Genomic DNA, 13,272 nt, shown 5'->3' on the forward strand with positions numbered 1-13,272 from the left:
ATGTCCCGTGAAGCCCCTACTTCCCCGGCAGAGCGCCTGACCGCCCTGCGCGATGCCATGCGCGAGCACGACATTGACGCCTGGTGGCTGCCCTCCTCCGATCCGCACAATTCCGAATACCTGCCGGAGCACTGGGCCGGCCGGGCTTGGTTGTCCGGCTTCGACGGCTCGGTGGGCACCCTGGTGATTACCCAGCACGCCGCCGGCGTCTGGGTCGACAGCCGCTACTGGGTGCAGGCCGAGGAGCAACTGGCCGGCAGCGGCATCGAGCTGATGAAGCTGCACCCCGGCCAGGGCGATGCGCCCATGCAATGGCTGGCCGAAAACCTCGAATCCGGCGCTACCCTGGGCTTCGACGCCAATGTCGTCGCCCTGGCCAGCGCCCGGCGCCTGGAAGAGGCCCTGTCGCCGGCCGGCATTCAACTGCGCGGCGATCTGGACCTGCTCGACAGCATCTGGCCGGATCGCCCCTCGCTGCCCGAGGCACCACTCTACGCCCACGACAGCACCTACCTGGACGAGAGCCGCGCCGAGCGTCTGGCCCGGGTGCGTGAGGCCATGGCCGAGCACGAGGCCGACTGGCACCCGATCTCGACCCTGGACGACATCGCCTGGCTGACCCAGCTGCGCGGTGCCGATGTGGACTTCAATCCGGTCTTCCTCGCCCATCTGTTGATCGGTCGCGAGACGGCCACCCTGTTCGTCGCCCCCGGCAAGCTCGACGCCACCCTGCGCGAATCGCTTACCGCCGATGGCATCCAGATCGCGCCCTATACCGACTGGGCCTCGCAGCTGGCCGAGTTACCCGAAGGGTCACGCGTGCTGATCGACCCGGCACGCCTTACCCTCGGCACCCGCCAGGCCCTGCCGGACGGCGCGACCCTGGTCGAGGCCTTCCAGCCCAGCACCCTGGCCAAGGGCCGCAAGAGCGACGGCGACCTGGAGCACGTTCGCCAGGCCATGGAGGAGGACGGCGCGGCACTCTGCGAGTTCTTCGCCTGGCTGGAAGACGCCCTGGCCCAGGGTGAGACCGTCACCGAGCTGACCGTCGACGACAAGCTGACCGCTGCCCGCGCGGCACGCCCGGGCTTCGTCAGCCGCAGCTTCTCCACCATCGCCGCCTTCAATGACAACGGCGCCCTGCCGCACTACCACGCCACGCCGGAGGCCCATGCCACCATCGAAGGCAACGGCCTGCTGCTGATCGACTCCGGCGGCCAGTACCCGGGCGGCACCACCGACATCACCCGCGTGGTCCCGGTAGGCGAGATCGATGACGCGCATCGCGAGGACTACACCCTGGTGCTCAAGGGCACCATCGCGCTGTCCCGGGCGCACTTTCCGCGCGGCATTCCCTCGGCGCAGCTCGATGCCATCGCCCGTGCGCCGCTGTGGACCAGCGGCCGCGACTACGGCCACGGCACCGGCCATGGCGTGGGCTACTTCCTCAATGTCCACGAAGGCCCGCAGGTCATCGCCTGGCACGCCCCGGTGGCACCACATACCGCCATGCAGCCCGGTATGATCACCTCTATCGAGCCCGGCGTGTACCGTCCCGGCAAGTGGGGCATCCGCATCGAGAACCTGGTGGCCAACCGTCCCGCTGCCGAGAGCGAGTTCGGCGACTTCCTGCGTTTCGAGACCCTGACGCTGTGCCCCATCGACACCCGCTGCATCGAGCCCTCCCTGCTCGACGAAAGCGAGATCGACTGGCTCGACGCCTACCACGCCGACGTGCGCGAGCGTCTCGCGCCCAAGCTCGAGGGCGAGGCGCTGGCCTGGCTCGAGAAGCGCACTCAACCGCTCGCCCGCGGCTGATCGGGGTGTCGCGTTACCATTAAGCTAAAGCCAATATCAGAGAGGGGCGCCGACTCGGTCGGCGCCCCTCGCTCGTAGCTCGTAGCTCGTAGCTCGTAGCTCGTAGCTCGTAGCTCGTAGCTCGTAGCTCGTGGCTCGTAGCTCGTAGCTCAGTCCTCCGCCATTTCCGGCATCAGCGTCTTGAGCTTGCGGGTCAGGGTGTTGCGCCCCCAGCCCAGCAGCTCGGCGGCTTCGCCCTTGCGTCCGCCGGTATGCTTGAGCGCGGTCTCGATGAGGATCTTTTCGAAATCCGGGACCGCCTCTTCCAGCAGGTGGGTATGGCCGGCGGCCAGGGCTCGGTCCGCCCAATCACGGAAGGACAGTCGCCAATCGCCGGAGGCGCCGCCACTTTCCCCATCGCGCAGCTCGGGCGGCAGGTCTTCCACCAGCACCTCACGCCCGGAGGCCATCACCGTCAGCCAACGGCAGGTATTCTCGAGCTGACGCACGTTGCCCGGCCAGGCCAGACGAGTCAGGTGCTCCTCGGCTTCCTCGGTCAGCACCTTGACGTCGGTGGCCAGTTCTTTGGCGGCCTCGGCGAGGAAATGACGCGCCAGGCGGGGAATGTCCTCGCGCCGATCGGCGAGTTTCGGCAGGTGAATGCGAATCACGTTGAGGCGATGGAAGAGATCCTCGCGAAAGCGCCCCTCGTCGACCAACTCCTCGAGATGCTGGTGGGTGGCGGCGATGATGCGGACATCTACCTTGACCGGCGTATGGCCGCCGACCCGATAGAACTCGCCATCGGCCAGCACCCGCAGCAAGCGGGTCTGGGTCTCGGCGGGCATGTCGCCGATCTCGTCGAGGAATAGGGTACCGCCATCAGCCTGCTCGAAACGCCCCTGCCGCTGGGCCGTGGCGCCGGTGAAGGCGCCCTTTTCATGACCGAACAGCTCGGATTCGATCAGATCGCGAGGAATCGCCGCCATGTTCAGGGCGATGAAGGGCCGGCTGCCCCGGGGGCTGTGCTGATGCAGCGCCTGGGCCACGCGCTCCTTGCCGGTACCCGACTCGCCGTTGATCAGCACCGTGATGTGTGACTGAGCGAGCCGACCGATGGCGCGAAACACCTCCTGCATGGCCGGCGCCTCGCCGATGATCTCGGTCTCGAGACCCTCCGGAGGCGTGACCGGCCGCTGGCGTTCCCGGGCATGGGCCACGGCGCGACGTACCAGGACCAGCGCCTCGTCGACGTCGAAGGGCTTGGGCAGATATTCGAAGGCGCCGCCCTGATAGGAGGCCACGGCGCTGTCGAGATCCGAATGCGCGGTCATCACGATCACCGGCAGGTCGGGATGCGCCTCCCGCACCCGGGCCATCAGATCCAAACCGTCGATCCCCGGCATGCGAATGTCGGTGACCAGCACGTCGGGCGGCTCCTCGAGCAGCCGTGGCAGCACCCGATCGGCACGTTCGACGCATTCGACCTCCAGGTCGGGCTGGGCCAGGGCACGCTCCAGCACCCAGCGGATGGCACGGTCGTCATCGACGATCATGACGCGAGCGGCTTCACTCATGGGGTTTCTCCAGCGGTATCAGCAGGCGGAATTCGGTGTGGCCGGGCGCGGAGTCGCACTCGATCAGCCCCTGGTGCTGATGGAGAATCGACTGGGCGATGGACAGGCCCAGCCCACTGCCCTCGGCACGCCCCGAGACCATCGGATAGAACAGGGTTTCGCGCAGTCGCTCGGGAATGCCCGGACCGTTGTCGATGATCGACACCTCGCAGACCAGCCGATGGCGCTCGGCGCCCAGGGTGAACTGTCGCCGGGCACGCGTTTTCAGCATCAGGCTGGGGGCCGGCACATCAGACTCCGTCATCGCCTCGACGGCATTGCGCGCCACGTTGAGCATGGCCTGGATCATCTGCGACTCGTCGCCGAAGAGATCCGGCAGGCTGGGGTCGTAATCGCGGATGATCGTCACGCTCGGATGCTCGACGGTGAGCAGCGAACGCACCCGTTCCAGCACCTTGTGGATATTCAGCGGTTCATGGCGTTCGACCTGATTGGGGCCGAGCATTGCGTCCACCATGTCGCGCAGGCGATCGACCTCTTCGATGATGATCCGAGTGAATTCGGTGAGCTGCGGACTTTCCAGGTCGCGCTCCAGCAACTGGGCCGCGCCGCGAATGCCGCCGAGGGGATTCTTGACTTCATGGGCCAGGCCGCGCGCCAGCACCTTGATGGTTTCCTGGCGCGTCTGCAGCGCCTCCTCCCGGGAAATGCGCAGCAGGCGGTCGCGGGGCTCCACTTCCAGCAGCAGCTCATCCCGGGACAGCGGCGTGACAGTGTAGTCCACGGTCAGCAGATCCCCGGTGTGCAGCGTCAAGCGCGCCTCGCGCTGGGTGAAGGGGTGAAACTCGTCCCTCGCCTTGGTCAGTAGCTCACCGATATCCTCCTCGCTCACGACCAGTTCCGGCAGAGGCTGGCCCGTCACCCGCGAACGGCTCAGCGCCAGCAGCGCCTCGGCCGCCGGATTCATCCACTCCAGCCGCAGTTGGCCATCCAGCAGCAGCACGGCGGTGGTGAGATGTTCCATCAGGCGTTGATACATGAGCGTTCCCGCCGTACACGAAGAAGTTTCCAACTGGAGAAGTCTGGTGCAAGAAGCGCGCCACTTCGGGCACGACCGAGATACGGGCACTGGCGGGCAACAGACACCGAGACTGTGCACCATCCTAGTGCACTACTATGGTGCATGCACGATCCTGGTCGATCGATGCACCTTCAGCGGTCGGCCTGGCCATGGGAATCGGGTCGATGGGGATTTTGCGGCAGGTTCACGCTGGCCCGCTGCACATGAAGCGTCACCGCGGGCGTGCGCCGCAGCACCTGACCCCGCGCATCGAGCAATTCTGCCCGCAGCCGGTGCTCGCCACGCACCAGATTGACGAGTTCGATGACCGGCTCACGCGCTGCGGGCCTCACGATTTCGCCATCGAGCAGCAGACGAAGTTTGTGCCCTTCACGCAGCGCCGGCCGCAGTGCGAGCCGTACCCGCACATTACCGGCAAATCCCGTGGGCAAGGTCGTGTCATCGTCGGGTGCGGCGATGGTGAAGACGTCATACGTCCGGGAGGGTGCATCGCCGTCGGCGTCGCTCGATGCTGCACGAGTCACCGTTGACGAGGCCGGCAGTGCCGGCACCACACTGATCGGCGCGAGCTCGACCGGCTCGCCGCCACGCGAGGGGTCATCGGAGAAGGACACATGACCCCGCGCATCGATGGTGCGGTAGAGGGCCTGACCGCCCATTGCCTGATTCACCATCACGAGGCACAGCAACATCGTGATTGTCGGCCTATCCATGAGCCCTTCCCCATCATCGAGCACCCTGCCCTCGGACTGAAGACTAGGCGCTGTCCGAGCAGGTAGCGAGCCCCGATACGCCCGACGATGCCGCGTCGCATGAGTCGGCTTGCTGCGGAGCGGTTTGCACAAAAACTGGGTTTGCACAAAAAAGCACGCCCGGTGGGCGTGCTTCTTCTCACTGTAACGCGGCGCTAAAGCGCCGGCGATCAGCAGCTGTAGTACATGTCGAACTCAATCGGGTGAGTCGCCATGCGCAGACGCTCGATATCTTCGGACTTGAGTTCGATGTAGGCATCGATCGTCTCGTCGGTGAAGACGCCGCCCTCGGTGAGGAAGCTGCGATCCGCGTCCAGCGCGTCCAGCGCCTGGTCGAGGCTTTCGGCCACGGTCGGGATGGCCTTGCCCTCTTCCGGCGGCAGGTCATAGAGGTTCTTGTCCATGGCATCGCCGGGGTGAATCTTGTTCTTGATGCCGTCGATACCGGCCATCAGCATCGCCGCGAAGCACAGGTAGGGGTTGGCAGTCGGGTCCGGGAAACGGGCCTCGACGCGCTTGCCCTTCGGGCTCGCGGTGTAGGGAATGCGGATGGACGCAGAGCGGTTACGCGCACTGTAGGCCAGCATTACCGGCGCCTCGAAACCCGGCACCAGACGCTTGTAGGAGTTGGTCGACGCGTTGGTGAAGGCGTTCAGGGCACGGGCGTGCTTGATGATGCCGCCGATGTAGTACAGCGCCATCTCGGAGAGGCCAGCATACTCGTCACCGGCGAACTGGTTCTGGCCATCCTTCCAGAAGGACTGGTGGACGTGCATGCCGGAACCGTTGTCTCCGACCACCGGCTTGGGCATGAAGGTTGCGGTCTTGCCGTAGGCGTGGGCCACGTTGTGCACCACGTACTTCATTTCCTGCAGCTCGTCGGCCTTCTTCACCAGGGTGTTGAACTTGACGCCGATCTCGTTCTGGCCGGCGTTGGACACCTCGTGGTGGTGCACTTCGACCGTCTGGCCGATGGCCTCCAGGGTGTTGCACATCACGCCACGGATATCGTGGAAGCTGTCCACCGGCGGTACCGGGAAGTAGCCACCCTTGACCCGCGGGCGGTGCCCCATGTTGCCGCCCTCGACCTGGCGGTCGGTGGCCCAGGCACCTTCTTCGGAGGTGATCTTGTACATGGCGCCTTCGGCATCGGCCTTCCAGTGCACCTCGTCGAAGATGAAGAACTCGGGCTCCGGGCCGAAGAAGGCGGTATCGCCCAGGCCGGAAGACTGCAGATATGCCTCGGCGCGCTTGGCGATGGAGCGCGGATCACGCTCATAGCCCTGCATGGTGGCCGGTTCGATGATATCGCAGCGCAGCACCAGGGTGGCGTCTTCGGTGAAGGGGTCGAGGAAGCCGGTACCGTCTTCCGGACGCAGGATCATGTCCGATTCGTTGATGCCCTTCCAGCCTTCGATGGAGGAACCATCGAACATCTGGCCGTTCTCGAAGAACTCCTCGTCCACATCGCGAGCCGGAATGGAGACGTGCTGTTCCTTGCCTTTGGTGTCGGTGAAGCGCAGATCGACCCACTTCACATCATGTTCTTCAATCAGGGCGAGCGTCTTGTCAGACATGAGATCCTCCACAATGAGCTTGGCTCGTTAACTCTGAAACGTCGTATTCAAAGCGTCTTGATCGCTGGTCGGCAGCCAACGTTGTAGCATGCCGTTAACCGGTTGCCCATGACCGCCGAGGCGACCACGGCATTTGCGATGATGAAGCAGAAAGCGTGCCAAAATGGCGCATTCACTCACCCGGCTCTCGTAGCACCCTGATCTTGCGAAGTAAAATTTTCCTCCCTACTTCTCCCGAGCCGAGCTGGCCTGCCCACCGCCCTGTATCGATGCGACATAGACGCCTTTCGATGAACCAAAATGGAGCGGTATTCAGCACAAAGCACCAATTCAGTGCATTGATGCTGGTATTCCCTTTCCGCGGCGGCAGAAGCGCCTCACAACCGCATCAACTTCACTCGGGAAGCGGATTTCCGGACACAAGGCTGGTAGCGTCACGGCCCTGACCCTATAATGCTGCCCCACTTTTCCCAGCAGGATCCCGTCGTGATCGAGAATCTTCGCAACATTGCCATCATCGCTCACGTCGACCACGGCAAGACCACCCTGGTCGACAAGCTCCTCCAGCAGTCCGGCACCCTGGACCGCAAGGCTGAGGGCCAGGAACGCATCATGGACTCCAACGACCAGGAGAAGGAGCGCGGCATCACCATCCTGGCCAAGAACACGGCGATTCGCTGGCAGGGGCCCGACGAACGCGACTACCACATCAACATCGTCGACACGCCCGGACACGCCGATTTCGGCGGCGAGGTCGAGCGCGTGATGTCGATGGTCGACTCGGTCCTGCTGATGGTGGACGCCGTCGATGGCCCCATGCCGCAGACCCGCTTCGTGACCCAGAAGGCCTTCGACCAAGGCCTCAAGCCGATCGTGGTGGTCAACAAGATCGACCGCCCGGGCGCGCGCCCGGACTGGGTCATCGACCAGATCTTCGACTTGTTCGACAACCTCGGCGCCAGCGACGAGCAGCTCGACTTCCCGATCATCTACTGCTCGGCGCTCAACGGCGTGGCCGGTCCCGAGCCGGACCAGCTCACCGATGACATGACGCCGATGTTCCAGGCCATCGTCGACATCGTCGAGCCGCCCAAGGTCGAACTGGAAGCGCCCTTCCAGATGCAGATCTCGGCGCTGGACTACAACAGCTATGTCGGCGTCATCGGCCTGGGCCGCATCACCCGCGGCAGCGTCAAGCCGAACCAGCAGGTCACGATCGTCTCCAAGGAGGGCAACACCCGGCGCGGCAAGATCGGCCAGGTAATGACCCACCTCGGCCTGGAACGCGTACAGACCGAAGAGGCCACCGCCGGCGATATCGTCTGCATCACCGGCATCGAGAACCTGGCCATCTCCGATACGCTGTGCGACCCGGCCGACGTCGAGGCCCTGCCGGCGCTGACCGTCGACGAGCCCACGGTGTCCATGACCTTCCAGGTCAATGACTCGCCCTTCGCCGGCAGGGACGGCAAGTTCGTCACCAGCCGCAACATCCGGGACCGTCTCGAGCAGGAGCTGATCCACAACGTAGCGCTGCGCGTCGAGCAGGGCGACAGCCCCGAGAAGTTCAAGGTTTCCGGTCGTGGCGAGCTGCACCTTTCGGTGCTGATCGAGAGCATGCGCCGCGAAGGCTTCGAGCTGGCAGTGGGTCGCCCCGAGGTCATCATCCGCGAGATCGACGGCGTTTCGCAGGAGCCCTACGAAGAAGTCATCATCGACTGCGAGGAGGAGCACCAGGGCGCCATCATGGAAGAGCTCGGCTACCGCAAGGGCGAGCTCAAGAACATGAACCCCGACGGCAAAGGCCGGGTGCGCCTGGACTTCATCATCCCCGCGCGCGGCCTGATCGGCTTCCGTGGCCAGTTCCTGACCCTGACGTCAGGTACCGGCATCCTGACCAGCCGCTTCGACCACTATGGTCCGCTCAAGCCCGACGCCTCCATCGAGCGGCGCAACGGCGTGCTGGTTTCCATGGTCAGCGGCAAGGCCCTGGCCTATGCGCTGTTCGCCCTGCAGGATCGCGGCAAGCTGATCATCGAGCACGGCACCGAGGTCTACGAAGGCATGTTGGTCGGCATCAACAACCGCGCCGAAGACATGGTGGTCAACCCCACCAAGGCCAAGAAGCTCGACAACATGCGCTCCTCGGGCAGCGATGAAGCCTTGATCCTGACACCGCCGATACGCTTCACCCTGGAGCAGGCCATCGAATTCCTCGATGACGACGAACTGGTGGAAGTCACTCCCAACCACATTCGTCTGCGCAAGAAGCTGCTCAGCGAAAACGAGCGCAAGCGCGCCAAGAAGAAGTAACGGCGCAACGCCTGGTGCAGCCCGCATGAGCGGAGGGGGAGCAATGCCTCCTCCGGCTCGTTTCACTCATCGGGCCAATGATGACAGGCCTCATCCGCAACGGATGGCCTGAATCACGCCAGCGTCGTCCAGGCTCACATCGAGGCGATCCGCGCGAAACTCCATGGTGACGGCCTGCCCCGGCCGCTTCACCCGAACGGTCGCCGCGCCGCTGTCCCGTTCCAGACGCTCGCCCAGAGCCTCCGTGTAGGAGTCGCCGATATGGCCCTGCACCTGCTGAGCCCCACAGGCATCATTCGTCTGGCTCATGGTCGGCGGCTTGGGCGCCTCATCCCGGGGCGGGGCACTCGATGTCGACGCCGATCCTGCGCAGCCCGCGAGCAGGCTCGTGAGCATGATGGCCGCAGCCGTGGCGGTGAGAGTTCGATGCAGCATTTTGGCTCCTTTCCGTGATAACCAGCTTTCCGTCCAGCGTATGGTGGCCAAGCCGAAACGTCCATCGCTGCCTCCCCACCTTGCCATCAGGACTCTTCCTTGCCATCAGGACAAAGCTCTTTTGCCCTCCGCCCAACAACGGCTAGGCTAGGAGAACACTCCCGCAGCGCGAGACCAGGCCATGCACAAGCACATCGACTGGGACGACCCCGGCGCCAACAGCGTTCTGCGTTTCTATGCCGACCATCCCAACGACGCATCGGAGCCGCAAGTCGGCAGCATCATCACGGCCCTGTACCGAGGCTTCTCGGTGCGTGTGCGGGTCGAGGCGCGCGTCGAGGATACCAATATCGGTGACGTAGTAGCGCTGATCGCACCGGACAATGGCCGCCGCCAGCAAAGCGTCGGTGAACTCGAGCTGGGCGACACCGTGCGCCTCGCCGACACCGATCGCGCTCTGGAACCAAACCACCCCCACGAGAAGGATGACGAGGAAGAAGAACAGGACTGATTCCGCGCGTAGTTACCATCCACCGCCGCCAACGACGCCTAAACGCTCGCCCACTAGCCAAGCACCGTCCGGATGTCGCAAAGTTGAAGACGATTCGGCCGGCAACCCCGGGGTGGAATGCTTCCTGCCCCGAGCAATCGCGGGACCTCGATGAGTACGAACAATATCTGGACGCACAAGGGAACCTTCCTGTTGGCTGCAGTGGGTTCGGCGGTAGGGCTCGGCAATCTCTGGCGTTTTCCTTACCTGGCGGGCGAGAACGGCGGTGGTGCCTTCCTGCTGATCTATGCCGTGACGCTCTTCGCCGTCGGCGTCCCCATCCTGATCGCCGAGATCCTGCTCGGCCGCAGCAGCCGACGCAGCCCGATCATGGGTATGCGCTTTCTGAGCCGCACCCACGGCACCTCACGCGCCTGGGAGTCGATCGGCTGGCTGGGTGCCGCCTCGGCGCTCATCATTCTCAGTTTCTATTCGGTGATCGCCGGCTGGGCCCTGCACTACAGCTGGCGCATGATCACCGGCTCGCTGGCCGGCGCCGATGCCGCCACCATCGCCAGCAGCTTCGACGCCCTGCTCGCCTCGCCGGCCCTGCTGACGCTCTACCACACGCTCTTCATCGCGGCCTCGGGCCTGATCGTCGGGCTCGGCATTCATCGCGGCATCGAGAACGGCCTGCGCGTGCTGATGCCGGCTCTGCTGGTGATTCTGCTGGTCATCCTGGCCTACAGCACCATGCATGGCGACATGAACGCAGCAGGAAACTTCCTGCTCACCTTCCAGCTCAGCGAACTCAGCGTCGAGGGTTGGCTGGCCGCCATGGGCCAGTCCTTCTTCACCCTGAGCCTCGGCATGGGCGCGATCATGGCCTATGGCGCCTACATGCCCAGCGAAGCCTCGCTGACCCGTACCGCCCTGGCCATTGTCGTGGTCGACACCGCCGTGGCACTGATCGCCGGGCTGGCGATTTTCGCGCTGGTCTTCGGCGCCGATCTCGCGCCGGACGAGGGGCCGGGGCTGATGTTCGTCACCCTGCCGCTGGCCTTCGCCGAGATGCCCGGCGGCGCCTTGGTGGGTTGCGCTTTCTTCATCCTGGTACTCGGCGCGGCCATCAGTTCGGCGATCTCGATGATCGAGCCGGTCGCCGCCTTCCTGGTGGAGCGCTTCGACCTCAACCGCGCCCAGGCGGTGGCCGCGATGGTCATCGCCAGCTGGGCACTCGGCCTGCTCAGCGTATTCAGTTTCAATGTCTGGGCCGAGAACAGCCCTTTCCACGATTTCCTGGGACTCAGCGCCTTCGGCCTGCTGGAGCTATTGACCCATATCCTCATGCCCCTTGGCGGGCTGATGATCTCGCTGTTCGCCGGCTGGGCACTGACCCACGGCGAAGTCATGAAGGAGTTGCGCACCAGCGAAGGCTGGTTCCACACCTGGCGCTTCCTGGTACGTTTCGTCTCGCCGGCGGCGGTGGCCTTCGTGTTTCTGCGGGCCATCCCGCAGGTGGAAGGCTACCTGCTCCCGCTGATCGGTGCGGTGGTGATCGTGGGCGCCTTTGCCGCCAGCCGTACCTTCCTGACGGAGAAGCACCGGAATCCCTGAAGGCGAGGATGACACCCTCGAATGGCAACAACGAATGACAACAACGAATGACAACAACGAACAACATCGACGGAACCACCATGTCTGCCATCATCGACGTACAGCATGTTCACAAGGCCTTCGGTGGCCTGCAGGTCATCGACGACTGCTCGATCCAGGTCGAGCAGGGCTCGGTCACCGGCCTGATCGGCCCCAACGGGGCCGGCAAGTCGACCCTGTTCAACATCATCGCCGGCGCCCTGCCGCTGGACAGCGGTCAGGTACGACTCGACGGTGAGGACATCACCAACCGCCCCGCCAATGAGCTCTTCCACAAGGGCCTGCTGCGCACCTTTCAGATCGCCCATGAGTTCGCCAACATGACGGCGCTGGAAAATCTGATGATGGTGCCGCCTCGCCAGGCCGGAGAGCACCTGTTCAGCACCTGGCTCAAGCCCCGCGCCGTGGGACGCGAGGAGGCCGAGGTCTGTCGGCGGGCCCTGGATGTCATCGACTTCATCGGCCTGCACCATGTGCGCAACGAGCTGGCCGGCAACCTCTCCGGCGGCCAGAAGAAGCTTCTCGAGCTTGGCCGCACCATGATGACCGACGCGCGCATCGTGCTGCTCGATGAGATCGCCGCCGGGGTCAACCGCACCCTGCTCGGCGACCTCATGCGCAATATCGAGCGCCTCAACCGCGAGATGGGCTACACCTTCCTGGTCATCGAGCACGATATGGACATGATCGCGCGGCTCTGCGATCCAGTGATCGTGCTCGCCCAGGGCAGCGTGATGATGGAGGGCAGTATCGAGGAGATACGCAACGACAAGCGGGTGATCGAGGCCTACTTCGGTGCCGACGTTGCCTGAGGCAGCACTCCATCGGATAACTCGGACAACAAGCGGGCGACGCCAAGACGCGCTCGATAACGCAGAGACTCTTCACTATGCCTCTACTCGACGCACGCAACGTGCACGGTGGCTATGGCGGCATGAACATCCTCAACGGGGTGGACATGGCCATCGAGGCCAACGAGGTCGGCGTCATCGTCGGGCCCAACGGGGCCGGCAAGTCGACCATGCTCAAGGCCATCTTCGGTTTGCTCAATGTCAGTCAGGGCGAAATCCTGCTGAACGGCGAGCCCATCCAGAATCAGCCGCCCAACCAGTTGGTGAAGCGCGGCATGGGCTTCGTACCCCAGGAACACAATATTTTCCCGAGCCTCACGGTGAAGGAAAACCTGCAGATGGGTGCCTACCTCAAGCCCGACAACGTCAAGCGCATGCTCGCACGCATCTACGAGTTCTTCCCGCCGCTGTACGACAAGCGCCACCAGCCGGCCGGCGAGCTATCCGGCGGACAACGCCAGATGGTCGCCATGGGCCGCGCGCTGATGGCCGAGCCCGACCTGCTGCTGCTCGATGAGCCTACCGCCGGCCTGTCACCGCGCTACATGAACGAGATATTCGCCCGGGTAAAGGAGATCAACGCCGCCGGCGTGGGCGTGCTGATGGTCGAACAGAACGCCAAGCAGGCGCTCGGCATCGCCGACAGGGGCTTCGTGCTGGCCGCCGGCCAGAACCGTTTCACCGACACCGGCGCGGCCCTGCTGGCCGATCCGGACGTCGCCAAGAGTTTTCTGGGCGGCTGA

The 13,272-nt window shown here is 64.4% G+C and carries 11 protein-coding genes; 6 read left to right on the forward strand and 5 right to left on the reverse strand.

The annotated features are described in order from the left end of the window. Nucleotides 1-1,818 (forward strand): aminopeptidase P family protein, encoded by a 1,818-nt coding sequence (locus FZZ93_RS06780; protein ID WP_149321570.1) that lies wholly within the window; start codon nucleotides 1-3, stop codon nucleotides 1,816-1,818. Nucleotides 1,819-1,967: 149 nt separating this feature from the next. On the opposite strand, the gene ntrC is transcribed toward FZZ93_RS06780, so the two are convergent. The 4 genes from ntrC to glnA all read right to left on the reverse strand — a co-directional run bounded on the left by ntrC (nucleotide 1,968) and on the right by glnA (nucleotide 6,784). Further along, nucleotides 1,968-3,374: a nitrogen regulation protein NR(I) gene (ntrC, locus tag FZZ93_RS06785; RefSeq protein ID WP_149321571.1), complete on the reverse strand. Its 1,407-nt coding sequence runs from the start codon at nucleotides 3,372-3,374 to the stop codon at nucleotides 1,968-1,970. Next, entirely contained in the window at nucleotides 3,367-4,413 is a 1,047-nt protein-coding gene (gene glnL, locus FZZ93_RS06790; RefSeq protein WP_149321572.1) for a nitrogen regulation protein NR(II), read from the reverse strand. Before glnL ends, ntrC begins: the two co-directional genes overlap by 8 nt. A gap of 173 nt (nucleotides 4,414-4,586) precedes the next feature. After that, nucleotides 4,587-5,168 (reverse strand): DUF4124 domain-containing protein, encoded by a 582-nt coding sequence (locus tag FZZ93_RS06795; RefSeq protein ID WP_149321573.1) that lies wholly within the window; start codon nucleotides 5,166-5,168, stop codon nucleotides 4,587-4,589. Between the two features lie 209 nt (nucleotides 5,169-5,377). Next, nucleotides 5,378-6,784: a glutamate--ammonia ligase gene (gene glnA, locus FZZ93_RS06800; RefSeq protein ID WP_149321574.1), complete on the reverse strand. Its 1,407-nt coding sequence runs from the start codon at nucleotides 6,782-6,784 to the stop codon at nucleotides 5,378-5,380. Nucleotides 6,785-7,270: 486 nt separating this feature from the next. Between glnA and typA the strand changes: the two genes are divergently transcribed. Beyond that, nucleotides 7,271-9,097, forward strand: a complete 1,827-nt coding sequence (gene typA / locus FZZ93_RS06805; RefSeq protein ID WP_149321575.1) for a translational GTPase TypA — start codon at nucleotides 7,271-7,273, stop codon at nucleotides 9,095-9,097. A 90-nt stretch (nucleotides 9,098-9,187) separates the two neighbouring features. Here typA and FZZ93_RS06810 read toward each other — a convergent pair whose 3' ends face one another. Next, on the reverse strand, nucleotides 9,188-9,532 hold the full coding sequence (locus tag FZZ93_RS06810) for an I78 family peptidase inhibitor (protein ID WP_149321576.1): 345 nt from the start codon (nucleotides 9,530-9,532) through the stop codon (nucleotides 9,188-9,190). Nucleotides 9,533-9,713: 181 nt separating this feature from the next. Between FZZ93_RS06810 and FZZ93_RS06815 the strand changes: the two genes are divergently transcribed. From FZZ93_RS06815 to FZZ93_RS06830, 4 genes are all read left to right on the forward strand, one after another. Next, complete coding sequence (locus FZZ93_RS06815; RefSeq protein WP_149321577.1) at nucleotides 9,714-10,043, forward strand: hypothetical protein; 330 nt, start codon at nucleotides 9,714-9,716, stop codon at nucleotides 10,041-10,043. 150 nt (nucleotides 10,044-10,193) lie between these two features. Beyond that, nucleotides 10,194-11,639, forward strand: a complete 1,446-nt coding sequence (locus FZZ93_RS06820; protein WP_149321578.1) for a sodium-dependent transporter — start codon at nucleotides 10,194-10,196, stop codon at nucleotides 11,637-11,639. An 80-nt stretch (nucleotides 11,640-11,719) separates the two neighbouring features. Next, nucleotides 11,720-12,490 (forward strand): ABC transporter ATP-binding protein, encoded by a 771-nt coding sequence (locus FZZ93_RS06825; RefSeq protein WP_149321668.1) that lies wholly within the window; start codon nucleotides 11,720-11,722, stop codon nucleotides 12,488-12,490. Nucleotides 12,491-12,567: 77 nt separating this feature from the next. Further along, nucleotides 12,568-13,272, forward strand: a complete 705-nt coding sequence (locus FZZ93_RS06830; protein ID WP_013330874.1) for an ABC transporter ATP-binding protein — start codon at nucleotides 12,568-12,570, stop codon at nucleotides 13,270-13,272.

This window comes from Halomonas eurihalina (genome assembly GCF_008274785.1).
Taxonomy (GTDB): domain Bacteria; phylum Pseudomonadota; class Gammaproteobacteria; order Pseudomonadales; family Halomonadaceae; genus Halomonas; species Halomonas eurihalina.